This window comes from Halorubrum rutilum (genome assembly GCF_042665015.1).
In the GTDB taxonomy this organism is placed as follows: Archaea; Halobacteriota; Halobacteria; order Halobacteriales; family Haloferacaceae; genus Halorubrum; species Halorubrum rutilum.
This window is the reverse complement of sequence record NZ_JBHTBL010000005.1, coordinates 379523-404600: the sequence shown is the minus strand read 5'-3', so window position 1 is coordinate 404600 and position 25078 is coordinate 379523. Positions and strand designations below refer to the sequence as shown.

At 70.6% G+C, this 25078-nt stretch carries 26 protein-coding genes and 1 pseudogene; 12 read left to right on the top strand and 15 right to left on the bottom strand.

What is annotated here, in order from left to right; translation table 11 throughout:
* Positions 1-33 precede the first annotated feature (33 nt).
* Together ACFQMF_RS08330 and ACFQMF_RS08325 are read left to right on the top strand one after the other, a co-directional pair.
* Positions 34-480 (top strand): phosphate-starvation-inducible PsiE family protein, encoded by a 447-nt coding sequence (locus ACFQMF_RS08330; RefSeq protein WP_256409025.1) that lies wholly within the window; start codon positions 34-36, stop codon positions 478-480.
* A 97-nt stretch (positions 481-577) separates the two neighbouring features.
* Positions 578-2110, top strand: a complete 1533-nt coding sequence (locus ACFQMF_RS08325; RefSeq protein WP_256409026.1) for a cryptochrome/photolyase family protein — start codon at positions 578-580, stop codon at positions 2108-2110.
* Between the two features lie 329 nt (positions 2111-2439).
* On the opposite strand, the gene mvaD is transcribed toward ACFQMF_RS08325, so the two are convergent.
* Positions 2440-3438, bottom strand: coding sequence for a phosphomevalonate decarboxylase MvaD (gene mvaD, locus ACFQMF_RS08320; protein ID WP_256409027.1), 999 nt, complete (start codon positions 3436-3438; stop codon positions 2440-2442).
* A gap of 150 nt (positions 3439-3588) precedes the next feature.
* Here mvaD and ACFQMF_RS08315 point away from each other — a divergent pair, with 150 nt between their 5' ends.
* Positions 3589-3948 (top strand): 2Fe-2S iron-sulfur cluster-binding protein, encoded by a 360-nt coding sequence (locus ACFQMF_RS08315; RefSeq protein ID WP_256409028.1) that lies wholly within the window; start codon positions 3589-3591, stop codon positions 3946-3948.
* A 42-nt stretch (positions 3949-3990) separates the two neighbouring features.
* On the opposite strand, the gene ACFQMF_RS08310 is transcribed toward ACFQMF_RS08315, so the two are convergent.
* Positions 3991-4311 (bottom strand): ASCH domain-containing protein, encoded by a 321-nt coding sequence (locus ACFQMF_RS08310; RefSeq protein WP_256409029.1) that lies wholly within the window; start codon positions 4309-4311, stop codon positions 3991-3993.
* Between the two features lie 187 nt (positions 4312-4498).
* Between ACFQMF_RS08310 and pyrB the strand changes: the two genes are divergently transcribed.
* From pyrB to ACFQMF_RS08295, 3 genes are all read left to right on the top strand, one after another.
* Positions 4499-5440 carry an aspartate carbamoyltransferase gene (gene pyrB / locus ACFQMF_RS08305; RefSeq protein ID WP_256409030.1) on the top strand — a complete coding sequence of 314 codons (942 nt, stop codon included), beginning with the start codon at positions 4499-4501 and terminating at the stop codon, positions 5438-5440.
* Entirely contained in the window at positions 5437-5895 is a 459-nt protein-coding gene (gene pyrI / locus ACFQMF_RS08300) for an aspartate carbamoyltransferase regulatory subunit (protein ID WP_256409031.1), read from the top strand. The genes pyrB and pyrI overlap by 4 nt, the downstream gene beginning before the upstream one ends.
* Before the next feature lie 283 nt (positions 5896-6178).
* Positions 6179-7039 (top strand): family 10 glycosylhydrolase, encoded by an 861-nt coding sequence (locus tag ACFQMF_RS08295; RefSeq protein ID WP_256409032.1) that lies wholly within the window; start codon positions 6179-6181, stop codon positions 7037-7039.
* Between the two features lie 265 nt (positions 7040-7304).
* On the opposite strand, the gene ACFQMF_RS08290 is transcribed toward ACFQMF_RS08295, so the two are convergent.
* The 7 genes from ACFQMF_RS08290 to ACFQMF_RS08260 all read right to left on the bottom strand — a co-directional run bounded on the left by ACFQMF_RS08290 (position 7305) and on the right by ACFQMF_RS08260 (position 13915).
* On the bottom strand, positions 7305-8048 hold the full coding sequence (locus ACFQMF_RS08290; protein ID WP_256409033.1) for a ThuA domain-containing protein: 744 nt from the start codon (positions 8046-8048) through the stop codon (positions 7305-7307).
* 475 nt (positions 8049-8523) lie between these two features.
* Positions 8524-8976, bottom strand: a complete 453-nt coding sequence (locus ACFQMF_RS08285; protein ID WP_256409034.1) for a DUF5804 family protein — start codon at positions 8974-8976, stop codon at positions 8524-8526.
* An 88-nt stretch (positions 8977-9064) separates the two neighbouring features.
* Entirely contained in the window at positions 9065-10267 is a 1203-nt protein-coding gene (locus ACFQMF_RS08280; RefSeq protein WP_256409035.1) for a methionine adenosyltransferase, read from the bottom strand.
* A 93-nt stretch (positions 10268-10360) separates the two neighbouring features.
* Positions 10361-11482, bottom strand: a complete 1122-nt coding sequence (locus tag ACFQMF_RS08275; RefSeq protein ID WP_256409036.1) for a pyridoxal phosphate-dependent aminotransferase — start codon at positions 11480-11482, stop codon at positions 10361-10363.
* 87 nt (positions 11483-11569) lie between these two features.
* Complete coding sequence (locus tag ACFQMF_RS08270; RefSeq protein WP_256409037.1) at positions 11570-12700, bottom strand: transcriptional regulator TbsP domain-containing protein; 1131 nt, start codon at positions 12698-12700, stop codon at positions 11570-11572.
* Between the two features lie 41 nt (positions 12701-12741).
* Complete coding sequence (locus ACFQMF_RS08265; protein WP_256409038.1) at positions 12742-13482, bottom strand: methyltransferase domain-containing protein; 741 nt, start codon at positions 13480-13482, stop codon at positions 12742-12744.
* 10 nt (positions 13483-13492) lie between these two features.
* The gene (locus ACFQMF_RS08260) at positions 13493-13915 is read right to left on the bottom strand and encodes a nascent polypeptide-associated complex protein (RefSeq protein WP_256409039.1); all 423 of its coding nucleotides are present in this window, start codon (positions 13913-13915) and stop codon (positions 13493-13495) included.
* Between the two features lie 144 nt (positions 13916-14059).
* On the opposite strand from ACFQMF_RS08260, the gene ACFQMF_RS08255 reads away from it, so the two are divergent.
* Positions 14060-14845: a creatininase family protein gene (locus ACFQMF_RS08255; RefSeq protein WP_256409040.1), complete on the top strand. Its 786-nt coding sequence runs from the start codon at positions 14060-14062 to the stop codon at positions 14843-14845.
* On the opposite strand, the gene ACFQMF_RS08250 is transcribed toward ACFQMF_RS08255, so the two are convergent.
* Complete coding sequence (locus ACFQMF_RS08250; protein WP_256409041.1) at positions 14839-15546, bottom strand: 6-hydroxymethylpterin diphosphokinase MptE-like protein; 708 nt, start codon at positions 15544-15546, stop codon at positions 14839-14841. The two genes, ACFQMF_RS08255 and ACFQMF_RS08250, sit on opposite strands and share 7 nt — an antisense overlap.
* Positions 15547-15720: 174 nt before the next feature.
* Complete coding sequence (folP, locus tag ACFQMF_RS08245; RefSeq protein ID WP_256409042.1) at positions 15721-16995, bottom strand: dihydropteroate synthase; 1275 nt, start codon at positions 16993-16995, stop codon at positions 15721-15723.
* A 389-nt stretch (positions 16996-17384) separates the two neighbouring features.
* On the opposite strand from folP, the gene ACFQMF_RS08240 reads away from it, so the two are divergent.
* Positions 17385-18779 carry a sensor histidine kinase gene (locus tag ACFQMF_RS08240; RefSeq protein WP_256409043.1) on the top strand — a complete coding sequence of 465 codons (1395 nt, stop codon included), beginning with the start codon at positions 17385-17387 and terminating at the stop codon, positions 18777-18779.
* Between the two features lie 31 nt (positions 18780-18810).
* Here ACFQMF_RS08240 and ACFQMF_RS08235 read toward each other — a convergent pair whose 3' ends face one another.
* Complete coding sequence (locus ACFQMF_RS08235) at positions 18811-19404, bottom strand: DUF192 domain-containing protein (protein WP_256409044.1); 594 nt, start codon at positions 19402-19404, stop codon at positions 18811-18813.
* 146 nt (positions 19405-19550) lie between these two features.
* Here ACFQMF_RS08235 and ACFQMF_RS08230 point away from each other — a divergent pair, with 146 nt between their 5' ends.
* Genes ACFQMF_RS08230 through ACFQMF_RS08215 form a run of 4 tightly spaced genes read left to right on the top strand, consistent with a single transcriptional unit; the run spans position 19551 to position 22048 of the window.
* Positions 19551-20144, top strand: a complete 594-nt coding sequence (locus ACFQMF_RS08230; RefSeq protein WP_256409045.1) for a hypothetical protein — start codon at positions 19551-19553, stop codon at positions 20142-20144.
* Entirely contained in the window at positions 20141-21007 is an 867-nt protein-coding gene (locus ACFQMF_RS08225; protein ID WP_256409046.1) for an RNA methyltransferase, read from the top strand. The genes ACFQMF_RS08230 and ACFQMF_RS08225 overlap by 4 nt, the downstream gene beginning before the upstream one ends.
* Position 21008: 1 nt before the next feature.
* Complete coding sequence (locus tag ACFQMF_RS08220; protein WP_256409047.1) at positions 21009-21698, top strand: AzlC family ABC transporter permease; 690 nt, start codon at positions 21009-21011, stop codon at positions 21696-21698.
* Complete coding sequence (locus tag ACFQMF_RS08215; RefSeq protein WP_256409048.1) at positions 21695-22048, top strand: AzlD domain-containing protein; 354 nt, start codon at positions 21695-21697, stop codon at positions 22046-22048. The genes ACFQMF_RS08220 and ACFQMF_RS08215 overlap by 4 nt, the downstream gene beginning before the upstream one ends.
* A 272-nt stretch (positions 22049-22320) precedes the next feature.
* Here the strand turns inward: ACFQMF_RS08215 and ACFQMF_RS16295 are convergent.
* The 3 genes and pseudogenes from ACFQMF_RS16295 to ACFQMF_RS08205 form a co-directional block, all read right to left on the bottom strand.
* A pseudogene (locus tag ACFQMF_RS16295) lies at positions 22321-22488 on the bottom strand (DUF8147 domain-containing protein); the annotation flags it as partial.
* A 62-nt stretch (positions 22489-22550) separates the two neighbouring features.
* Entirely contained in the window at positions 22551-22868 is a 318-nt protein-coding gene (locus ACFQMF_RS08210) for a DUF8066 domain-containing protein (RefSeq protein WP_256409049.1), read from the bottom strand.
* A 77-nt stretch (positions 22869-22945) separates the two neighbouring features.
* Positions 22946-24877 (bottom strand): aldehyde ferredoxin oxidoreductase family protein, encoded by a 1932-nt coding sequence (locus tag ACFQMF_RS08205; protein WP_256409266.1) that lies wholly within the window; start codon positions 24875-24877, stop codon positions 22946-22948.
* Positions 24878-25078: the final 201 nt, after the last annotated feature.

Here is a 25078-nt window from a genome sequence, read left to right as displayed (position 1 = left end):
AAACGACTTGCCGTCCCCGCGCGAGGTGGGCCCATGGCGGTCGACCTCGAAGACGCGACGGAGCCGGCCGCGGTGGCGATGGAGTGGCTGGTGCTCGGCGCCGCCTACTTCCTCCTCCTACTGTTCCTCATCGGCCTGTTCGACCTGTTCCTGTCGCTGTACGGGCTCGTCGTCAGCGGCGCGATCGCCGACCCGATCGCGGTCGTCGACCTGCTCGACAGCGTCCTGCTCCTCCTCATCATCGTCGAGGTCCACCGGACGCTCGTCGCGTACGCCAAGGGCGAGCCCGTCCTCCGGATCGTCGTCAGCGCGTCGATCATCGCGGTCGCCCGCCGCGCGATCAGCTTCCGGCTGGAGGACTACGGTACGGGCCAGGAGACGGTCCTCGCGGCGCTCGCGATCGCGGTGCTGGTCCTCGCGCTCACCGTGGGGTACTTCCTCCTCGACCGGGTGGACGTGCCCGGCAGGCCGGAGCTGTGAGCCGACCGGACGGCGGCGGTCCGTGACCCGATCGCCGTCGGTGCCGTGAAGCGACGGTCGCCGGTGGTTTCACGGTCCTCGCACCCGTGGCGATCCCATGGAGCTGTTCTGGCACCGGCGGGACCTCAGGCTCGCCGACAACGTCGGGCTCGCGGCCGCCGCCGACCGGAGCGCGGTCGCGGGCGTCTTCGTCTTCGACGACGACGTGCTCGCGCACGCGAGCGACGTGCGGGTCCGCCGCCTGCTCGACGGGCTCGCGGCGCTGCGGGACGAGTACTGCGACCGCGGCAGCGACCTCCTCGTCGCCCGCGGCGACCCCGAGACCGTCCTCCCCGGGCTGGCCGACGCGCTCGACGCCGACCGCGTCGTCTGGAACCGGGACTACTCGGGGCTCGCTCGCGAGCGCGACGCCGCGGTCCGCAAGGCGCTCAACGAGGCTGGAATCGAGCGCGAGGCGCACCACGACGCGGTGTTGCACACCCCGGACTCGATCCGCACGAACGCCGGCGACCCGTACTCGGTGTACACCTACTACTGGCGGAAGTGGACCGACCGCGAGACCGACCCGCCCGCGCCGACGCCCGAGGCGACCGACCTCGTCGACGCCGACGCGCTGGCGGCGACGCTGGAGGGTGACGACGGCGCGCTCGCCGACGGAGGCGTCGCGACCGACCGCGTCGCCGTCGGCGACCTGCCCGCGCCGGCGGACCTCGGGTTCGCGGAGCCCGACGCCGACGTGGGTCCCGCCGGCACGGCGGCCGCCCGCGAGCGGCTCGACGCGTTCCTCTCGGAGGCGGTGTTCGCGTACGACGACGAGCGCGACTACCCCGCCCGCGAGGCGACCTCGCGGATGTCGGCCTTCCTGAAGTACGGCGAGATCGGGGTCCGAGAGGCGTACGAGGCGACCGAGGAGGCGATGGCCGCGGCGGAGGCGCGGGCCGAGGGGGACGGGGGATCCGACGGAGACGGCGACGCCGAGGACGACGGCGGCCCCGTCGCCGCGGTCGAGGAGTACCAGCAGCAGCTCGCGTGGCGCGAGTTCTACACGCAGGTGCTCTACCACAACCCGGCGGTCGTCACCGAGAACTACAAGGCGTACGAGGAGGGGATCGAGTGGCGCGACGACCCCGAGGAGATCGCGGCGTGGAAGCGCGGCGAGACGGGGTACCCCATCGTCGACGCCGGGATGCGCCAGCTCCGCGAGGAGGCGTTCATGCACAACCGCGTGCGGATGATCGTCGCCTCCTTCCTGACGAAGGACCTGCTCGCCGACTGGCGCCACGGCTACGACCACTTCCGGGAGAGACTGGCCGACCACGACACCGCCAACGACAACGGCGGGTGGCAGTGGGCGGCCTCCACCGGGACCGACGCGCAGCCGTACTTCCGCATCTTCAACCCGATGACGCAGGGGGAGCGCTACGACCCGGAGGCGGAGTATATCAAGGAGTACGTCCCCGAGCTTCGGGGACTCGACGCCGACCTGATCCACGGGTGGCACGAGCTGTCGCCGACGCAGCGCGCGAACGCGGCGCCCGAGTATCCATCCCCGATCGTCGACCACTCGGAACGGCGGGAGGAAGCGCTCGCGATGTACAAGCGAGCGCGCGGTGAGGATCCGGAGGAATAACTGGAAGCCGGTGAGAGACACGTCGTCGTTCGCGTGACGAGACACGTCGTCGCTGCGACGACGAAGGCCTCCAAAGCCCCAGCCGCGAGGACGGCGCACGCTCGCTGCGGTCCTCGACCGTTCGCTTCGCTCACGGTCTGCGGTCCTTACGTCGCCGTGCTTCGTCCTCGCGGCTGCCCCTTTGAATTCCGCCCGCATAGCACCGCAACCACACCTCACGCCTCCCCAGCCTCGCCGCGGCCGCCAGCGGCGGCCGCGGGCTCCCTCGCACGCGCGGTTCGCGCCCGACGGGCGCTCACCGGCGCGCGCCACCGCATCGCCGATTCGGTTTAAAACAGCGCCTCGCTCTCGTCGAGGACGCGCGCCGGGCCGCCGACCTCCCAGACGTCGGTGTCGACGCCGATCTCGGCGATCCGGCTCTCGACCTCGTCGGCGTGGTCGGCCAGCGTGTTCACGTACACCGAGGCGCCGGTGTCCGTCGAGAAGTAGACGGGGACGCCCGACTCGCGGAGTTCGCGCACCGCGTTGAAGACGGCGATCGTCTCGGGCTGCCAGTACACCCAGCCCGCGGGGCCGGTCATCGTGGTGGCCGTCAGGGAGAGCGAGTCGTGCTCGGCGGTCTCGAAGATCCGGTCGAAGTCGCCGTCGCGGAGCGCGTCGGTCATCTCGACGAGCTGGTCCTGCACGTGGGCGGTCCGCGCCTGCATCATGTGGCTCGCCGCGGCCTCGCGGTGCGCCTCCTCCGTCTCTTTATAAGCGGGGACGTGTGCGGCGACGATCCGGAGGTCCTCCTCGGGGTCGAACCCGTCCTCGCTCACGCCGACGTCGAGCCGATGCGAGCGGCAGTCCGCGTCGTTGAGCCCGGCGTCGAGCCGGGAGTAGGCGCCCGTCACCGAGCGGGCCGCCGAGGAGGAGCCGCGGCGGGCGACCGTGGAGACCTCGGGGAGCGAGCGGTCGAGCCCCGCGGCCTCGACGAGGGCGAGCGCGGCGGCCGCGAACCCCGACGAGGAGGAGCCGAAGCCGATGTTCGACGGGAAGGAGTTCTCGCTCTCCAGCCGGACCGCGGCGTCGACGCCCGCGAGTTCGCGGACGTGGTCGACGACCATGTCGATGCGCTCGGCGGCGCGACCGTCGACCTCCTCGCCGCCGATGACGTAGGCGTCCTCGCTCGCGTCGGGCTGCCACTCGACGGTGGTCGTCGTCGCGGTCGGGGCGGTACAGAGGCTGATGCTGTCGTGGTACGGGAGCCGGAGCTCCGGGTCGCGCATCCCGTGGTACTTGACGAGCCCCTGGATCGGGTGGGCCCGCGCGGTTGCCTTCTCGGTCATACCTCGGGAAGCGTCCGGCGGGGGATTAGTCGTTGCGATGGGCGGGAGCCGAGTCGATCGGCGACCGGCTCTCGCCTCCCCATTCGGTCCCCGCGACGGCGACGCGATCGAGGGGAACCCTTTTTGACCGGTCGGCGGGTACTCCGCGCCATGACCGAGTACACCGTCGAGTTCGTCGGCACCGGCGAGACGATCGAGGTGGCCGACACGGAGACGGTCCTCAGCTCCTGTATCGAGGCGGGGATCGCTCAGGAGTACTCCTGCCGCGTCGGGATGTGTCTCGCCTGTTCCGCCGAGATCGTCGAGGGGGAGGTGACCCAGCCGGCCGCCCGCGGGCTCACCGACGAGGAGGCGGAGGGGTACGCGCTCACCTGCATGGCGCGCCCGCAGTCCGACCTGAAGCTCCGCCGCGGCAAGTACCCGCCGAGCATCGAGGACGAGGAGGCGACCGCCGCCGAGAGCGGGGGCGACTCGGGCGGCGCCGACGGCGCGGCCGCGGACGACGACTGAATCGGCTCGCTACCCCCCTCTCGGCTCCTTTTCTCGACTCCGCTACTCGTCGACGCGCTCGAAGCGGTGACGGACCACGTCGGCGTCGTCGTCCCAGTCGAAGCTCCCGCCGTGCGCGCGCACCATCCGCTCCTTGTACGCCTCCAGCGACGGCGACCCCTCGCGCTTCGCGTCCGCGTCGGTCATGTCGCCGAGGGTGCGCTCGGTGACCTCGGTCAGCTCGAAGGTCACGCCGTCGACCTCGAAGGTGTCGCCCTCCTCGCCGTACCGATTCCCGCGGTGGAGCTGGGTCACGTCGCCGTCGAGCGCGCTCCGCTTCACGCGGTCGTTCGGGAGCAGGTCGGCCGGGTCGTTCTCGGACATGAACGCTGGTAAGGCACGGATTGGCTTATAAGCGATGCCGGCAACCGTCGAGGGCCGAACCGCGCCGTCGCGCCCGGCGCTCTGCGAATCTCGAAGCCGCCAACCGCGGGGATCTCCACGGACGTGATCACCCGAGTCGCCGGCCGAGCCGAGGGATTCAAGACCGTGCCAATCCCCTTCTCCGACGATGCGTCAGGACCACCTCATCACCGCGACGCAGCTCTCGCGGGGTGACATCGAGGCGGTGCTCGACCGGGCACGGGAGGTCGCCGACGAGCCCGCCGCCTTCGCGGACCGGCACGCCGGGCGCGTGCTCGCGCTCTGCTTCTTCGAGCCGAGCACGCGCACCCGGATGAGCTTCGACAGCGCGGCCAAGCGCCTCGGGATGGACACCGTCGACATGGGCGACGTCGACTCCTCGTCGGTCTCCAAGGGCGAGTCGCTCTCGGACACCGTCCGCGTCATCGAGGGCTACGCCGACGCGCTCGTCCTCCGCCACCCGAGCGAGGGCGCCGCGACGCTGGCCGCCGAGAACGTCTCCGTCCCCGTCGTCAACGCGGGCGACGGCGCCGGGCAACACCCCTCACAGACCCTCCTCGACCTCCACACGATCCGCGAGAACCACGGGCTCGACGACCTCACCGTCGGGATCATGGGCGACCTGAAGTACGGGCGGACGGTCCACTCGCTGGCGGCCGCGCTCACCGAGTTCGACGCCAACCAGCACTTCGTCAGCCCGGAGTCGCTGCGGCTCCCGCGCTCGGTCCGGTTCGACCTCCACGAGACCGGCGCGCAGGTGCGCGAGCACACCGACCTGGAGGCGGTGCTCGGCGAGCTCGACGTGCTGTACGTCACCCGGATCCAGAAGGAGCGGTTCCCCGACGAGAACGAGTACCACCGCGTCGCCGGCGAGTACCGGATCGACGCCGAGACGCTCGACGACGCCGCCGACGACCTCACCGTGATGCATCCGCTCCCGCGGGTCGACGAGATCGCGCCCGACGTCGACGAGACGGAGCACGCCCGCTACTTCGAGCAGGCGCACAACGGGATCCCGGTGCGGATGGCGCTGCTCGACGCGCTGCTGGAGAACGCCGAGGCCGCCGAGGGGGTGGAGGCCGACCGATGAGCGACCACGAGCTCCGCGTCTCGAAGATCCGCGACGGCACCGTGATCGACCACGTCGAGGGCGGGCAGGCGCTCAACGTGCTCGCCATCCTCGGCATCGACGGCTCTGAGGGGTTCGGCGTCTCCGTCGGGATGAACGTCCCCTCGGACCGGCTCGGCCGCAAGGACATCGTGAAGGTGGAAGAGCGGGAGCTCTCGCAGTCCGAGGTCGACGTGCTCTCGCTCATCGCGCCCGAGGCGACGATCAACATCGTGCGGGAGTTCGAGGTCGTCGAGAAGAACCGGGTGACGCGCCCCGACACCGTCACCGGCGTGCTCTCGTGTCCGAACCGAAACTGCATCACGAACGCCGACGAACCGGTCGAGACCCGGTTCGACGTGGTCGCCGACGGCGTCCGCTGCGACTACTGCTCGACGATCCTCCGCGCCGACATCGCCGACCACATCGACGTCTGATCCGCACGGAGTCTCGCGGTCTTCGCTCGTCCGCTCGCCCGCCGCGTCCGACGCTCCGGTAGATTTTAGCGCCCGCCGCTCGACGTATCGAACATGAGCAAGAAAGTCAAGCTCGTCCTAGTCGTGTCGCTCGTCGCGCTCGCGTACTTCCTGTTCGCCGGCGACAAGGAGCCGGTGACCGTCGAGTAGCGACCCCGTCGACCCGGCACACCCCGATACCGGCGGCGAACTCGGCGCGGGCGGATGCCCGCCGTTTTTACCCCGCAACCGCGTAGCGACGGGTATGTACGGGGTCGTCACGCGCAACGCCGACGAGGTCGAGATGGAGCCGTTCGACCTCGGCTTCTACGAGGTGAAAGACGTCACGGGGCGGGCGGCCGCGCCGCTCGCGAACGCCGTGAACATGGTGTCGTGTTTCGGCGACAACGCCGCGGCCGCCGAGAACCCGGACCTCGTCCCCGTGGACGGGCGCGGCGAGCCGGCGACCCGCGACCGCGACTACTTCGACTGGGCGTACATCTGCCCGACCCACCCGGAGTACCGCGAGGGCCTGCTGGAGATCATCGAGGACTGCGCCGCCGAGAGCGACGACGTGCGGCTCGACGACGTGGGGTTCCCGCGCGAGGGGTTCTGCCGGTGCGACCGCTGCGAGCGGCTGTTCGCAGAGAGCGACCGCGACGACTGGACCGACTGGCGCGCCGACGTCATCACCGAGTTCGTCGCCGACGCCGCCGACCTGGTCCCCGGTCGCGTGCTGCTCACGCTGTACCCCGACCCGTACCCGGGCCACCTCCGGGCGCGGGCCGGGCTCGACCTCGACCGGCTCGCCGAGCACGTCGACGAGTTCGTCGTCCCCCTGTACGACACGGAGTACGCGACGACCTACTGGCTGGAGACCATCGCCCGCGGCTTCCGCACGCGGCTCGGCGGCGACTACGACGTTCACGGCGCGCCGCCGGAGACCCCGTTCTCCCTGGAGCTGTACGCGGTCGACGTCGCCGTCGACGACCTGATCCACGCGACCGAGGTCGCCGAGACGTACGCGAAGGACGTGTTCTTCGGCTACGACGCCAACAACGCGGCCGCCGCGCTCCGCCGGAAGGACGCCGACGGGCGCGACGGCGAAGTCCATCGGCCGGAGTGAGGGATCGCAGCGGCCCGTCCGACGGTCACGTGAACGAGGGTTTAAATACGGCCGCGGCGGACGCCTACTCGACCGGCCGCCGGCGTGCGACATCACCGGTCGTCTCGCGTTCGCGCGAGGCGGTCGCCTTTCAACGTCCGCGCCGTAGCGGCGGTCGCCCCACAGTCGCGAGCCGCCGGCTCGTCGGTCCCGTGAGGCGGTCGCCGTCGACACAGCGGGGCGGTCGCGCGTCGAAAGCGCCCGCATCGGGGCGCCCGCCGTCCGATCAGTGGACCGTCCGATCGTCGCTCGTGTCGATCTCCTCGATCGGGTCGGCGTTGCCGAAGTCGGGCGTCGGCCCGTCGCCCGGCGCCGCCCACTCGACAGCGTTCCGAAGCACCCGTCGAACGTCGTCGTTGTAGTATATCGGATACGTCTCATGACCCGGTCGGAAGTAGAACACCTTCCCGTTGCCGCGGCGGTAACAGCAGCCGGAGCGGAACGTCTCGCCGCCTTCGAACCAGGAGTTGAAGACGAGGGTGTCCGGTGCGGGAACGTCGAAGCGCTCGCCGTACATCTCCGCCTCCTCGACCTCGACGTGCTCGCCGATCCCGTCGGCGATCGGGTGGCCCGGCTCGATCGTCCAGAGCCGCTCCGTCTCGGCCGCCTCCCGCCACTTCAGCGAGCAGCTCGTGCCCATGAGCCGCTTGAAGATCTTCGAGTAGTGCGCGGAGTGGAGGACGAGGAGCCCCATCCCGTCGAGCACGCGCTCGCGGACGCGGTCGACGACCGCGTCGCGCACCTCGTCGTGGGCGGCGTGCCCCCACCACGTGAGCACGTCGGTATCCGCCAATACCTCCTCGGTGAGCCCGTGTTCCGGCCCCTCGTCGAGCGTGGCGGTGCGGACGTCGTGGCCCGCCGCCTCGAAGACCTCGGCGAGGACCGCGTGGATCCCGTCGGGGTACACGTCGGCGACGACCTCTCTCTCGCGCTCGTGGCGGTACTCGTTCCAGACCGTGACGCGTGCCATACGCCCCGTCTCCGCCGGACCGACTTGTAGGATCGTATCCGGAGCGAAAGCGATCTGTGCGGTGGCGCGCGCCTTCGAGCGCCCGAAGGGCGCGAGAAGCGCGTGCGAGGGACGCGGTGAGCGCTCGGAGAGCGCGAACCGCGAGGCTGGGGAGGTGTGAGGCTGTGGTGCTGTGTGGAGCGGGGTGGGAATCAAAGGGGCAGCCGTGAGGCGGGCGCAGGCGAAGCAAGCACTGGAACGAGGGAGCGAACGGAGTGAGCGACCGAGTGAAGCGCGCAGCGAGCGTGCGCCCGCCTCACGGCTGGGGCTTTGGAGGCGTTTGCCGCGGGTCCGCCAGTACGCATTTATAATCGAGCGGCTGGGGCTTCGGATCTCTTCACCGCCAGGTCTCGGTCAGTCACTTATAAACGAGAACAGTCAAGACTTCGGACCTGCTTACCGCGCTCCACGCTGAGCGAACGCTCGCCTCCACCACTTATCCCGAAAATTCCGACTCGCTCACCCGGACGATCACCGTCTCGTCGACGTCGCGGAGGTCGTACTCGGGCGTCTCGCCCTGCGTCCGCCGGACGTACAGCGGCTCGACCGGCCGCTCGTCGACGAGCCCGAACACCTTCAGGCGCTGGTCGGTCTCCTCGGGCGGGACCGCGCCGTCGCGCACCTCGCGGGCGAGGTCGCGCGAGAGCCACTCGTCGGTCGAAATCGACGGCTCGCGGACGAGCGCCTCGTCGACGAAGCGCGCGAGGTACCAGTTGAGGTCGTTCAACAGCGCCACGGCGGCGCCGAGGCTCACGGTGTCCACGGCGAGGCTGTTCGCGTACGGCTCCTCGATGTCGTACGTCGCGAGCGCGTCCCGGGCGGTCTCGCGGGACAGCAGCTCGTAGGTGAGGTCGACGTCCGGGTCGCCGAGGAGACACACCCGCGTCACACGCTACCGGACTCGCCGGCCCCCCAAATCGGTTGCGGTCGTCGGGGCGTCGAGTAAGGAGCCGACCGACGGCACGGCCGTCCTCGGCTCAGAACGTCGAGACGTCGCCGTCGATGACGCTGCGGGTCACGTCGGTGACGTCGGCCAGCTCGCGGTCGACGATCTCCAGGACGTCCGCCTCGATGTCGCCGATCGCGACGCCCTCCTCGGTCACCAGCTGCGCGTCGGCGACGTGCGGCTCGTCGATCGGGCGCCCGATCTGCGAGAGCAGCCGGACCTGCAGGTCGCGGATCCCGTCGACCTCGTCGGTGACCGACTCGGCGATCCGCGTCGAGAGGAGGTTGTAGATCTTCCCGATGTGGTTGACCGGGTTCTTCCCGGAGGTCGCCTCCATCGACATCGGGCGGTTCGGGGTGATGAGGCCGTTCGCGCGGTTGCCGCGGCCGACGGAGCCGTCGTCGCCCTGCTCGGCGGAGGTGCCGGTGACGGTGAGGTAGACGGAGCCCTCGTCGTAGTCGTCGGCGGTGTTGACGTCGACGCCGACCTCGCGGTCGGTGCGGGCCTCGGCGAGGTCGGTGACGAACTCGCGCACGCTCGCGACCGCGTCGTCGTACTCCTCCAGCCCGTCGACGTAGGCGTCGACCATCGCGGCCGCGACCGTGATGTCGATCCGGTCGCCCTCGCGCTTGCCCATGATCTTCACGTCGGGGCCGAGCTCGGGGTGGTCGTCGTGGTACCGGCCGTTGAGCGCGCGCTCGGCCTCGCGGACGATGGTCTCGGTCTCGGTGAGCGGCGCGTGACCGACGCCGAAGGAGGTGTCGTTCGCCATCGGCACCTGCTGGGTCTCCTCGCCGAACACGTCCTGGAGGTCGCCGGAGCCCTCGCCGAGCTTCGCGTCGATGACGACGTCGGTGCCGTACTCCAGCTCCGGGAGCGCCTCGCCGAGGTAGTCGCGGGCGGCCGCCAGCGCGGTCGAGTCGACCGGGAGCTGCTCGCCCTCGTACTCCTTCGTGGCGCGCCCGACGATGAGCACGTAGATCGGTTCGACGACCTCGCCGCCGCCGTACGCCGGCGCGGCGCGGCCGGCGACGAGCTGCGTCTCGTCGGTGTTGTAGTGGAGCACCTTGCCGACGCGGTCCAAGTAGAGCTGCGAGAGCGCCCGCGACACCGACTCGGCGATACCGTCGCAGATCGAGTCCGGGTGTCCGACACCCTTCCGCTCGACGATCTCGACCTCCTGGTCCTCGACGGCCCGCCGGTCGAGGCGGCTGACCTGAATGTTCCGGTCCATTACCCCTCGGTACTTCGTCGGTCGCAGTATAACTTGCGGAAACCTCTCGCCCCCGGCTAATGCCCTAGGGTTATTTTTCGGCGGCGCCCGACGCTACCGTACCGCCTCGTACGCCTCGCCCATCACGTCGAGCGCCTCGCGGAGCTCGCTCTCGTCGGTCGCGTACGAGATCCGGGCGTGGCCCCGTCCGTGCTCGCCGAACGCCTCGCCCGGGACGACGATCACCCCGCGGTCGATGCACTCGTCGACGAACCCCTCGGGCACGCGGGGCATCGCGTAGAAGGCGCCCTGCGGCGTGGGGCAGTCGAGCCCGATCTCGTCGAACCCCTCCAGCAGGAGGTCGCGGCGGCGCTCGAAGGAGGCGGTCATCTCGTCGACGATCCCGCGGTCGCCCCGGAGCGCGCCCTCCGCCGCGTACTGCGCCGGCGCCGACGCGCAGGCCTGCGCGTACTGGTGGACGCGCAGCATGCGCTCGACGCGCTCGTCGGAGCCGTACACCCAGCCGAGCCGCCAGCCCGTCATCGAGAACAGCTTCGAGGCGGAGTTGACGACGACGACGCTGTCCGTCTCCGCGAACTCCATCGGCGAGTAGTGCTCGCCGTCGAAGACCGTGTACTCGTACACCTCGTCGGAGAGACAGAGCACGTCGTGCTCGTCGGCGATCCGCGCGAACTCCCGCACGTCGGCCTCGGAGGAGACCGCGCCGGTGGGGTTGCCGGGCGAGTTCACCACGAACGCCGCGGTGTCGTCCGTGATGGCGTCCTCGATCGCGGCCGGGTCGATCGTGAGGTCGTCGCGCAGCGGCGCGGGCACGGGCTCGCCGCCCGCGAGCTTCGTGAGCGCGTCGTAGGAGACGAACCCCGGGTCCGGGATCACGACCTCGTCGCCCTCGTCCACGTGCGCCTCCAGCGCGACGTGGAGCGCCTCGCTCCCGCCCGCGGTGGCGATCACGTTCGCGGGGTCGAGGTCGACCCCCTGGTCCGCCCGGTGCTTCGCCGCGATCGCCTCCCGGAGCGACCGGATCCCCTTGTTCTCGGTGTAGGCGTCGGCCTTCCCGTCCTCTATCGCGTCGACGGCCGCCCGGCGCGCGTGCTCCGGCGTCGGGAAGTCGGGCTGTCCCAGCCCGAGGTTGATCGCGTCGTCGCCGGCCGCCTCGAACACCTCGCGGATCCCGCTGATGGAGATCCGCTCGACCCTCTCGGAGAAGTTCGGCATACCCGTTCGGGGGCGCCGCCGGGAGTTAGTTCTTGTCACGTTGGCGCCCGGCGGCGCGCTCGGCGGGAGCGGAGCGACGGCCGACCGCTACTTGCGGTCCCACACCGGTCGACGCCCCGCGCCGCCCGCACCGGAGCGGGGCGTCCCGTTCCCGTCGAGCGGGAGCGCGAACCGCCCGCGGAGCACGCTGAGCACCTCCGTCGGCTCGGCCCGGAGGAGCGCCTCGTCGACCGCCCTGAGCCGGAGTAGCGGCCGCCCCGGTCCGGTGGGGACCCTGATCGACTCGATCAGCTCGCGCTCGACGAGCGCGCGCCGGTCGGCCGTGAGCTCCTGTCCGGGCGCGACCGCGACGCGGTCCTCCCCAGCCGCGACCCGGTCCTCTCCGGACGCGACGCGGTCCTTCCCAGCCGCGACCCGGTCCTCTCCGGACGCGACGCGGTCCTCCGCGCCGCGGTCCGCCGCGTCGCCCTCATTCCCGTCGCCCCGGTTCCCGCCGCCGTCGACCCACTGCCGGAGGTCTCGGAACAGGTGGTCGTGGCGCGCGGCGAGCGCGACCAGCAGGGTCCGGTCGGTGACGGTCCCGGTCCGCCCGACCGCCCCGTGGTCGAGCGCGTCGAAGATCGCGGCCACGTCGTCCGCGAACCGGTCGTCGAGGGTCTCGCGCGCCGCGTCCAGCAGGCGGGTGCGCGGGGGCATGCCGACGGTCGCGGGCGTCGCCGCGTCGAACCGCGCCGCCGCCGCGCCGAACGCCGCCGAGGCGGTCTCACCGCTCGTCTCGGAGACGAGCGTTCGGGCCGATCCCGGGCCCGCGACCGCGTCGACCCGATCGGGCGTCGCGAACGCGAGCGGGCGACCCGCGGTCTCGGTGTCGGCCGCGCCGCCTCGCCCCGCGTCGTCGGCGAGCGTCCGGAGCTCGAACTCCCCGGCTGCGACCGCCTCGGCGACGGCGGTGCCGAGGACGACCGCCCGGCCGAGCGCGTCGACGGCCCCGGGACGACAGGCGATCCGCCAGGGTTCGTCGTCGTCGGTCCGCCGACGAGCGGCGAGGACCGGCGGGAGCAGTCCGAGGGGGACGCCGACGGCGACGACGCCGGACCGGCCCGCGAGGGCCGACTCCAACGCGGACGAGAGCCCCTCGTCGTACTCGTCGACCGCGGCGGCGACCTCGGAGGGCTCGTCGGTGGATGCGTCGCCGTTCCCGCCTCCCGGGGGAGCCATACGCTCCGTGGCGGCGGAACCGGAAAGAACGTTGCGCCGGCTCAGGGCGCCCGCGCGAGGACGAGGTACCCGGTGTGGCCGACGCCGGCGGTCGAGGGGCGGGAGCCGCGCTCCGAGAACTCCATCTCGCGCTGGATCGTCTCCAGCGTCTCGATCCCGTCGAGGCCGGCCTCGCGGGCCGCGAGGACCGCCTCGCGCGTCCCCTCGACGAACGGGGAGTAGACCGCGAGACAGCCCCCGGAGACGAGCAGCTCGTCGGCGCGCTCGACGACAGTCGGCGCGTCGCCGGTGTCGAGCGTGAGGGCGTCGAACGGCTCGCCCTCGGCGAGCGCGTCGAGCTCCTCGGTGAGGTCGCCGGTCCGGACCTCGACGCGGTCGGCGACCCCCGCGGTCGCCATGTTGGCGCGGGCGACGTCGGCGAACTCGGCGTCGACCTCGTAGGTCGTCACGTCGGCGCCCGCCCGCCCGAGGTACGCCGCGAGGATCCCCGTCCCGGTGCCGGCGTCGAGGACGCGGTCGCCGCCGGACGCGCCGGTGTGGCCCATCACGAGCCCCACGTCGCGGGGCATCATCGGGGCGCCGGTGCGTTCGAGGTGGTTGAACAGGTCCGGCCCGCGGAGCTCGCGGACCGCGAAGGCGGTGCCGAGATGCGTCTCGACGGTGTCGCCGCCCTCGACGTCCTCGGGGACGTCGAGCACGCCGAGGTCGGTGCCGAACTCCTCGCCCGGCTCCAGCAGGTACTCCCGGTCGTCGCGAACCAGCAGGTACGCGGCGTCCGTCACGCCCGATCAGTCACTCCAGGGCCGCGATGGCGGCCGCGAGGTCGCCGTCCGCGTCTTCGAGGGCCTCGCGGGCCGTCGACTGCGGGACGCCGGCGCGCTCGGCGACCAGCGCCACGTCCTCGTCGGGGATCGCGTCGGCCGTCCCGTCGCCGTCGTCGGCCGCCTCGTCCTCGATCGCCGCCGCGCCCGAGTCGCCCTCGACCGCCGAGGGGGTCCCGCCGGCGTCGGCGACCTCGTCGGGCGAACCGACGATCTGGTAGGTCTCCTGACCCTGCGCGTCCATCTTGGTCACGTCGGCGCCGTCGAAGACGAGGTCGTCGCCGTCGGCCGTCTCGATGACGACCCGCTCGGCGTCGATCTCCTCGACGTCGATCCCCATCTGTTTCATCATCTGTTTCATCTTCCGCGGATTCATGCCGCCGCCTCCAAACATGGGAGAGCGTTCGGCCGGACGGCACAAAAAGGGTGGCGACACGGGACGATACCCCCGTCGACGGCCGAATCGGGCGAGCGGGACCGAGACGGCGAACCGCGCCGGAACGGCCGGGTTCATACGTCCCGAACCCCACCTCAGAGTATGTACCTCGCCGACCACACGTGGCCGGAGCTCGGAGCGAAACTGTCCGACGAGTCCGTCGCGCTGGTCCCGCTCGGCTCCACGGAACAGCACGGCCCGCACCTCCCGCTGGCCACCGACCACCTGATCGCGGAGGCGCTCGCGAGCGCGGCCGCGGAGGAGACCGGCGTCGTCCGAACCCCGACGGTCCAGGTTGGCGTCAGCCCGCACCACCGGCAGTTCCCGGGGACGATGTGGGTCGACCCGCCCGAGTTCCGGGACTACGTCGAGGGGTTCACCCGGAACCTCGCGTACCACGGGATCGACCGGGTCGTCTACGTGAACGCCCACGGCGGCAACGTCCAGCACCTCCGCGAGGTCGGTCGGCGGCTCCACGAGGACGGCACGACCTACGCGCTGGAGTGGATGTGGGACGAGTCGATCCCGGAGCTCGTCGACGAGCTGTTCGAGCACAACGGGCCGCACGCGGGGCCGAAGGAGACCGCGATGATCACCCACATCGCCCCCGAGCTCGTCCGCGAGGACCAGTTCGAGAACGCCCGCGACGACGGGCTGGTCCACCTCGACGAGTCGGACGCGGTCGTCCACGGCGCCCGGACCTTCTACGACTCGGTCGACAACTCCGCGAACGGCGCGTTCGGCGACCCGACCGACGTGACCCCGGAGAAGGCCGAGCGGCTGTTCGAGGCGGCGACCGACCAGCTCGTGCGGCTCGTCGAGTGGCTGGAGGCCCGCGACCGCGAGGAGCTGCTTCCGAAGGAGCGCGTCGAGTCGTCGCCCTACTGACCGCTTCCGGACAACGCCGCGTCGAGCGCCGCGTCGGCTGCCTCCCGCCGCCCGTCGAGGACCCCGAACCGCTCGCCCCGGCGGCGTTCGAGCCACCGCAGCAGGCGCGCGGCCCAGTCGAGCTTCCTCGCCTTCGTCGGGCCCACGTCCGGGTCGTCGAACGCCCAGCCCGGGAAGACGAGCCGCCCGGCGCCGACGTGGTCGGCGAGGAAGGCGGCGCGGTCGCCGTCGGTGAACCCGCCGAGGTTCGCGACGGGACCCGCCGGCGCGGCCTGCGTCGTCGCCAGCGTCCGCTCGTCGGCGAACCGCGGCAGCCACTCGCGGACCGCGGGGACGTTGTCGCCGTGGGCGTGGGCCGCGACCGGGACGCCCTCCCGCGTCAGCGCCGCCGCGGTCTCCGGGTTCTTGTCGAGGTCGGTCACCATGCAGTCGACCGCGACGCCGCGGTCCCTGAGGACGTCGGCGGCGGTGGAGGCGGCGACGACGACGTCGGCGTCGCGGGCGATACCGACGTCGTCGACGAGTCGCGGCGCGGCGCCCGCGACGGCGACGGTCTCGCCGCGCCAGTCCCCGAGGCGGTCGAGCGGGAAGGGGGTCGCCAGCTCGGCGGCGACGTCGCGGGCGCGCTCGTCGGCGGCCCGATCGAAGCCGAAGTCCGCGAGGATCGCCTCGTACAGCGGCTCGAACGCCTCGAAGTTCACGGCGTCTCCCCCGGGTCCGAACCGTCGGGCCTCTCGTCTCGGGTCGGCGCCGCGCGGCGCCGCCGCTGGCGGGGTGGAGTACGGTATGGACCGGAGTGGCACAGAGTACCCCTACCCGCGTGCCCCTCCGGCGTCCGGTCGATCGGTTGTCTGCACGACGGCATAAACTTTCTCTTACTTCCCACCGGCGCCGATCGTTTCGAGCGCGGCGTCGAGCGGGTCGGAGACGCCGGAAACGGCCTCCGTGAGGGCTGAGAGCCCGGCGGGCGTACAGACGAGGAGCCCGGTCGCGCCGGCCCCTCCGGAGTCGGCGGTCGCTCCGGAACCGACGGACGCCTCGACCCCGTCGTCGCCGAGCGCCCCGCCGTCGGTCGCAGAGGGCGGACCGGCGGCCGCGTCGACCGCTCCCGCGAGGGCGAACGCGGTTCCGTCGACCCCCTCGGACCCCGCGGTCGCGGCCCTGAGCGCCCCGACCGCCGGCTCCGGCAGCCCGGTCAGCTCGTAGGTGCGAACGACCGCGGCGCCGGCGACGTCGCGGTCGGCGCCGAGCCGGTCGAGGTGGCGCTCCGCCTCCCGCGCGGTCGTCACGTCCAGTTCCTCGACGGCGACGTCGCCCGCGTCGCGGCCCGACCGGACGCGGTCGCGGGCGAGCTCCGCGCCGACGAGCGCGGCGTCGCGGGTCTCCGCCACGTCGTGGGTACGGACCACGTGGGCGCCGCGCTCGACCGCCATCGACGTGGCGGCCAGGGAGACGGGGAGCGCCTCCTCGGTGGTCCGCCCCGCGATCGTCTTGAGGAAGCTCTTGCGGTTGATCGAGACGAGCAGCGGGCGGCCGTACCCCCGGAACTCCCGGAGGCGGCGGAACGTCTCGCGGTCGTCGGCGTGGGTCTTCGCCTCGGACCAGCCGCCGAAGGCGGGGTCGAGGATCGTCTTGTCGGTGAACCCGTTCATCGAGAGCGCCTCGTAGATCTCGTCCACGTCCTCGATCGCGCCCGGACGCTCCAGGTCCGGCGGCGAGGCCATCTTCGAGACGGCCGCGTCGTGTTCGCGGCAGACGCGGGGCATCTCCGGGTCGGCGAACCCGCAGATGTCGTTGACCATGTCGAACCCCCGAGAGAGCGCCTCGTCCGCGACCTCGTGGTAGCGGGTCTCGATCGACCAGACGGCGTCGCCGGAGGTCGATTCGAGGGTCTCGATCGCGGTGTCGAGCCGGTCCAACTCCTGTTCGGCCGAGAGCACGTCGAGGTCCTTGTTCGCGGATTCGAGCCCCACGTCGACGACGTCGGCCCCCTCGCCGATCAGCTCCTCGTCGACGTACTCGGCGGCCTCGCCGGGGTCGTCGTACACGCTCGGGTCGTACGGCGACTCCCGGGAGACGTTGAGCACGCCCATGATCCGGGGCGGGTGGTCGTCGCCGATCCCGAGCCCCGCGGCGTCCACGTTTCGCATACGCTCACCACGGGCGCGAGCGACATAAACGGGGCGAGTACCCGACGCCCTCGCCGGGAATTTGACGGGAAACACGGAGTGAATCCACGCCGACATACGATTCGTTCGAACCACCAGCCGGTCGTGATCGCCGCGATACCGGTGGCACACAACCGGTGGTGCTGAAGTACCCGACTGGGTTCAGACACACGCACCTCTCCGGTGAACTCGACCGGAAAAGACTGAAAACCCGAAGAACGGTTGCAAGAGTCGCGCTGTCCGTATAGAACCCCGCGGTGAACTATCATTTCTGCTACTGACGGTATGACTGGCTCTAAGACCGATTTCACCGGAGCCGCACCGTTGAGTTCGGAAGTATTAGCTGTTCGGCGACCCATTGCTACATCAACATGAGTGAGGAATTGCATCGCAAGCTTGTCGAAGAATCTTCGGATATTGCGACGGTCATCGATTCAGACGGGACGATTACGTATGTCAGTCCCTCCGTCACTCGGACTCTCGGACACGAGCCGGAGGAGTTGGTCGGAGAGGTCGGCTACGAGTATCAACAGCCGGACGACCGTGAGGCCGTCGCCGACGCTATCGAAACCATTCAGACGAACCCCGACGAGACCCAGATAATCGAGACGCGGTTTCGGCGAGCCGACGGCTCGTGGTGTTGGATCGAGGCAACGCTGCAAAACCGGTTCGACGACCCGGATATCGGCGGGATTCTCGTGAATAGCCGCGACATCTCCCAGCGGAAACGCCAGGAGCAACAGTTCCAGGGGCTCGCCGAAGAGTACAGAACGCTCCTCGAGACCGTCCAGGACAGTATCTTCTTCCTCTCCGTTGACTCGGCGGAGACGGGGTACGTGTTTCGGTTCGAACGGCTGAACCGGGCCTACGAGGAACAGACCGGAATCACAACGGAAGAAGTCAAGGAGAAAACCCCGACCGACGTGTTCGGTAAAGACCTCGGGGCGGAGATCCGAGCGAACTACCGTCGCTGTGTCGGAGCCCGCGAACCGATCTCGTATGAAGAAGAGTTACCCGTCGAGACGGGCGCACGGTTCTGGCAGACGGTTCTCACACCGGTTGTTACGAACGGCGAGGTAACCCAGATCATCGGGATCACGCGGAACATCACCGAGCGCGTCAAGCAGGAACGACAGCTCCAGAGCCAGAAGGAACAGCTCGACGAGTTCGCGGGCGTAGTGTCCCACGATTTGCGAAATCCGCTCAATATCGCACAGGGGCGGGCAGCGCTGCTCACCAACGACTGCGATAGCGACCATCTCCCACCCATCGTCGGAGCGCTCGACCGGATGGAGGAGATCATCACTGATACGCTCACGCTCGCCAGAGAGGGTCAAGTCGTTTCGGACCCGGAACCGATAGATCTGACCAATATCGTCGGCACGTGTTGGAAAAACGTCCAGACAGGCGAGGCAACCATCGAAATCGAGGACGACGTCACGATTACCGGCGACCGGAGCCGACTCCAGCACGTCTTCGAGAATCTCTTTCGGAACGCAGTCGAACACGGCGGGGAAGACGTGATCGTTCGTGTCGGCCGGATCGATGACCGCGGGATCTACGTGGAAGATACCGGTCCGGGGATTCCCGAAGACGCTCGTGAGACTGTGTTTGACCCCGGGCATACCTCAGCGAGCGGCGGAACCGGGTTCGGATTAACCATCGTCAGACGGATCGCCGAGGCCCACGGCTGGCAGGTTGCGGTCGTCGATGGGACGGACGGGGGAGCCCGGTTCGAGTTCACTGATATTAGTTTCGGTCAGTGAGCGAGATACGCGTCCTGTGTTCCGTGCGGTATCACAGCTCGAACGCCAGCACGTCTCCCGCCTCGACGCCGTGGTCGTCGGTCCATTTATAAGGGACCTCGAGCACGTACCGGCCCGATCCGGGGTACTCCTGCTCGCTCCCGTCTTCGTTCGGCCCCGGTTCTGGCGCGTGGTGGATCCGGGTGATCGTCCCTTCGCTATCGGCGTAGACGATGTCGATTCCGAAGTCCATCTCGCGCATCACGAACGTGAGCGACTCGCGCTCCGCGGGGAAGACGAACAGCAACCCGGCGTCCTCGGGAAGTGTCTCGGCGTCGCTGAGCCCGAGAAAGCGCTGGTCACCGGTCTCGGCGATCGCCGCGGTCACCGTCCCGAGTCGGTCGCCGTCGGCGGTCCGGACCGCGACGGGAGTCGCGTCGTAGTCGGCGTATGGACCGGACGGCCACTCGGTCGCCCCTCCCGAGTCCTCGCCGTCATTGCCGTCGCCGTTCCTGTCGCCGTCGTCGCCGTTTCCTCCGCCATCGCCTGCTCGCCCGTCGCTCCCGGTCGGTCCGAGCCCGGCGCAGCCGGCGAGAGCGCCGATCGACCCGGCACCGACCGCGCGGAACAGCTCTCGTCGTCGCATCGCTAGGTCTACGACCCGCTCGCGTATATGCCCCGCGGAGGGCGTCTGCGTTCACGGCGACTCGACGAGAGCGACGGGCTCGTCGCGTCGGCGGCGCTCGTTCCGGGAAGGACGCGCTTTTATCCGCGCCTCGTCTAGGCGCTCGCATGGCGAAAGTGAGCGTCGGCCTCCGCGGATGGCGGTTCGACGAGGAGGAAATCTTCACCGACGACGGCGAGCTCAAGCCGCTCGACGAGATCCCCGAGGGGCCGCGGGAGCGGCTCTTTCGGCTCGTCTCGCTCGTCGAGGAGCCCTGCGACGTCTGTTACCTGGAGCACGGCGAAAGCGAGGTCCACCGCTGTAACCAGGCCGAGATCGTCTACGGCGAGCCCGAGGGGGAGGTGCTGGTCTGCCCCGAACACGAGCCCGACCTGATCTACTGGTACCGCGAGGAGGGCGGCAGCGAGCACGCCGGCAGCCTGGAGTTCGGCGACCGCTTCCACGAGTGGGTCGCGGCCGGCAACGAGGCCCCGGAGGGGTACGGCTCGGTCGAGCACGTCGAGGAGGACCCCGACGGGCTCCCGGACCTGCCGGACCAACAGGAGGTCCAGGAGCGCGTCGAGCAGGACTTCGAAGGCGACCGGATCGACATCCTCGAACTCGCCGGCGAGGGCGACGAGGGAGACGACGCGGACAACGAGCTGAGCGAAGACGACTTCGAGGCCGTCGACCTCTCGACCGACTACCCGTCGAACCGATGAGCGGCGACGACGAGAGCGAGAGCGTCGAGCGCGACGACGCGACTCCTGAGGGCGACGCGACTCCCGAGGGCGACGATCCCGCCTCGCCGACCCGCCGGAAGCCGGTCGTCGTCGTCGTGGAGCCGGAGACGCCCGGCAACGTCGGCACGATCGCCCGGGCGATGAAGAACTTCGGCCTATCCGACCTCAAGCTGGTCGACCCGCCGGCGCTGAGGGAGGACGGCGAGGCGTACGGCTTCGCCGGCCACGCCCGGGAGGACGTGCTCCCGAACGCCGAGGAGGTGACGTTCGACGAGGTGGTGGCGAACTACCACACCGTCGGCACCACCGCGATCACCGGCGAGGACGACCGAAGCCACGAGCGGTTCCCGTTCAAGACCCCCGCCGAGCTCCGCGAGTCGCTGAAGGCCGTCGACGCGCCGACCGCGATCGTGTTCGGCCGGGAGGGCCGCGGGCTCAACAACGAGGAGCTCTCGCGGCTCGACGAGGTCTGCTCGATCCCGGCGGACGACGACTACCCGGTCCTGAACCTCGGGCAGGCCGCGACCGTCCTCCTCTACGAGCTCCGCGAGCTCACCGTCGACGAGACGCAGCTCCCGGACACCGAGGTCACGCGGGCGCCCGAGGGCGACGTGGAGCGCTTCCACGGCTTCTTCCGCGACTTCCTCGAAGCGACCGGCCAGCGCGACCACCAGGTCGAGAAGAACGCGCTGCTGATGCGCCGGCTGCTCGGACGCGCGCATCCCACGGAGCGGGAGGTCCACTCCCTGTTGGGGACGTTCCGGAAGGCGAACGCCAAGCTGGAGCACGCGGAGCACCTGGCCGCCAAGTACGACGAGCCGGTCTACCCGCGGGAGCGATAGCGTGCGCGACTCCCCCCTCGACGGCGACCTCTGGGCCGGCGTCCGCGACGTGTCGCCGCTCATGCTCGGCATCGTCCCGTTCGCCTTGGTCGCCGGCATCGCCGCGGTCGACGCCGGCCTCGGGCTCGCGGAGGCGGTCGGGATGTCGGTGATCGTGTTCGCCGGCGCCTCCCAGCTGGCCGCGCTCGACCTGCTCGGGTCGAACGCGCCGCTCGCGGTCGTCGTCGGCACGGCGGTCGTGATCAACGTCCGGATGGTGATGTACTCGGCCTCCATCGCGCCGCACTTCGCCGACTACGGCCGCCGCCTCCGGGCCGGCCTCGCGTACGTACTCACCGACCAGGCGTACGCCCTCTCGGTCGCGGAGTTCGACGAGAACCCCGACCGGAGCCGGTGGCGCTACTACCTCGGCGCGGGGGCGTCGCTGTGGGTCGTCTGGCAGGTCGGGACCGTCGTCGGCGTCGTCGTCGGCGCCGGCGTCCCCGACGCGTGGGGGCTCACGTTCGCGGTGCCCCTCGTCTTCCTCGCGCTCCTCGTCCCCGCGATGAAGGACCGCCCGACCACCGCGGCCGGCGTCGCGGGCGGCGCGGTCGCGGTCGTCGCGGCCGGGCTCCCGCTGAACCTCGGCCTGCTCGTCGGGTCTGTCACCGGCATCGCCGTCGGCCTCGCGGCGGAGGTGAGCGAGGCGTGACGGGCGCACCCCCGGCCGCGGGCTCGCTCGGCGTCTGGCTCGCGATCCTCGTCATCGGCGCCGCGACGTACGGCTTCCGACTCTCCTTCATCCACCTGTTCGGACGGATCGACGAGGTGCCGCCTCGGATCGAGCGCCCCCTGCGCTACGTCCCGCCGGCGGTGCTCGCGGCGCTCGTCCTCCCCGACCTGGTGACGCTCGGTCCCTCGGTCGGCGCGACGCTTCTCGACGAGCGGCTGATCGCGGGCGCCGCGGCCGGCGTCGTCGCGTGGCGCACCGAGAACGTCTTCGCCACGATCGCGGTCGGGATGGGCGTGCTGTGGCTGTTCCGGTTCGTCGTCTTCGCGTGAGGCGCTCGGCTCGACCCGGCCCGCCCAACCCCGTTTGATCTAACCTTGCCCAGCCCCAACCTGCACGGCGCCCTCACTCGATCCGGTCCGGGTACCGCCGGGCCAGGAGCGCGACCGCGACCGCGCAGAGCCCGGCGAACGGCACCGCGGTCGCGACGCTCACGAGGTCGCGAGCCGGGGGCACGGAATACGAGACCGCGGCGGCGACGAGGACCGTAGCCGAACGCGGCGGTCCCGAGCAGCGCCGGCCGCGCCCGCGGCGACCGCCAGAGCGACGTCCGCGTCGCGGCCCCGGCGACGACCCCCGCCGCGATCCCGACCGGGAGGCCGACGAGCGCGGAGAAGGCGATCCGGGCCGAAAGCGCCTCGGTGAGGGCTCCGGCGACGACGAGGAACGTCGCGATGGCGACGCCGACCGCCGCCGGGAGACGAGCGTTCATGCGCGGCCGAACGACGGCTCGCCGCTTAAACTTCGCGCCGGGACCCGACCGCGAGCGACGGCCTACCGGTCGCGCTCGGCGACGCGGTCCGCGGACGATCCCTCGCGTTCGGCGGCGGCCCCGAACCCGGACTCCCTCTCGACCTCGCGCTCCCGGGCGTCGGCGATGCGCTGGGCCGCGTCGGCGAGCGCGTCCAGGGCGGCGAACGTGCGGTACGAGAGGTAGAGGCCGACCGGGAGCAGGACCCCGACGACGACCCCGAGCAGGAACTGCGCGACGATCAGGACGGAGTAGACGAACGTCAGGAGGGCCACGGTCGCGACGACCGTCCCGATACGGGTTCGGAGGGCCTCGGCCGGCGAGAGCGGGTCGTGCGCCATACGCGTCGCTACCGGCGTGAATCACTTAAAAATGAATGCGAGCGCCGGCCGAGCGTCCGCGCCCGCGACGCGGTCGCTCAGTCGTCGGCCGGGGCCGCGGAGTCGCCGGCGGAGACGCCGGTGCCGGGTCCGACGTCGATGCCGAGCTCGTCGAGCTTCTCGTCGGGCACGACGCCGTCGACCCAGCCGCGGGTCTCGTAGTACTCGGCCTTCATCTCGTCGAGCTCGACCAGTTCGCCCTCGCTGGCGCCCGTGCCGGGGATGGCGTCCGGGTGCCCCTCGATGAAGCGGTTCGGCAGCGTGTCGTCCGCGCCGTCGAAGCCGGCGAGGTTGTTGTAGTAGCGTTCGAGGTTGTAGACGCGCTCGCCGGCCTCGAACAGCTCGTCCTCGGTGACGTCGCGGCCGGTCACGCCGTTGTACTGGAGCACGTACTCCTCGATCCCCTCGGCGAAGGCGCTGAACTTGCAGATGTCGAACGAGTCCGACACCGCGTGCAGGTCCTGGAAGGTGGCGGTGAGCTCGCCCTTGCCCTCCCACTCGTACGGGTCGACCTTCTCCGGAATGCCGAGGATCTCGGCGGCGGGCGTGTAGCCGCGCAGGTGACAGGCGCCGCGGTTGGAGGTCGCGTACGCGATCCCCATCCCCTTCATGCAGCGCGGGTCGTAGGCGGCCATCGTCTGGCCCTTGACCGAGAGCTTGTTGCCGTGCGCGTCCTTCGCGTCGGCGACGCGCTCCGGCCCCTCCGCGAGGAGGTCGCCGAGGTCCGAGGAGCGGTGCCCGATCTCGTCGATGAGGTCGATCATCGCCTCGGAGTCGCCCCAGTCGATGTGGCCCACGTCGTCGAGCTTGCCCTCCTCGCTCATCTCCATCGCCATCGCCATCATGTTGCCGGCCTCGATGGTGTCGACGCCGAGGTCGTTACAGCGCTGGAGCAGCAGCGCGATCTCGTCGCGGTCGGAGTGGCCGGAGTTCGGGCCGAGCGCCCACGCGGACTCGTACTCGTACGACTCCGTGCGGACGTTCATGTCCTGGCCCTTGTGCGTGACGTTGACGTCGACCTCCTTCTTACACGCCACCGGACAGGAGTGGCACGTCGGCTCGTCGACGAGGATGTTCTCGCGGACGTTCTCGCCGGAGACGCGCTCGGCCTCGATGTCGACGCCCTCGGCGTCGTGGTACGCCTCGGTCGAGGTGTACTTCGCGTTCTTCGACGGGAGGCCGTCCATCTCCTCGGTCGCGTTCATCAGGACGTTCGTCCCGTACATCGAGAGCCCGCCCTCGTTGGGCGCGGTGACGTCGGACTCGCGGATGACCTCCATCGCCTGCTGGTACCCTTCCTGGAACGTCTCCGGGTCGGCGGGCTTCGGCATGTCGGTCCCCGACTTCACGACGACCGCCTTCACGTTCTTCGCGCCCATCACAGCGCCCGTGCCGCCCCGACCCGAGGCGCGGTCGTCCTCGTTGATGACGCAGGCGTAGCGGACGCCGTTCTCGCCGCCCTGCCCGATCGCCATCACGGAGAGGTCCCGGCCGACCTTCCCGTCGACCTCCTCGCCGATCTGGTCGACCGTGTCGTGGACGCCCTGACCCCAGAGGTGCGAGGCGTCGCGCACCTCGACCTCGCCGTCCTCGACGAGCAGGTAGACGGGCTCGTCGCTCTCGCCGTCGAGCAGGATCCCGTCGAGCCCGGCCCACTTGAGCCGCGCGCCGGACCAGCCGCCGTGGTGCGAGTCGGTGACGGTCCCCGTGAGCGGGGACTTCGTCACCAGCGCGATGCGGCCGCTCATCACGGTCTGGGTCCCGGTGAGGGGGCCCGTCATGAACGCCAGCCGGTTGTCCGGTCCCATCGGGTCCACGTCCGGGCCGGCGTCGAAGACGTACTTGACGCCCAGCCCGCGCGCGCCGATGTACTTCTTCGCGTCCTCGTCGTCGATACCGCGGTACTCGACCGCCTCGTCACCGAGGTCGACCTGTGCAACTCGGTCCCTGTAGCCGCCCATTTCAGTCATGTAATGCTCGTTCATTATAGAAGGACCGTAGCCTGTTAGGTGTTCACCTCCGGATGAAACCGATATCAATTACGTCGGGGTGGCTCAATCGCTGCCCTGGTATATAAACGACGACCGCGACCGGCGGGGAGAAAAATCGGGGACCGAAGCGAGATCGAACAGTTTTAGGCCGGCCGAAAACGAGAGTACTTCCGAGCGGTT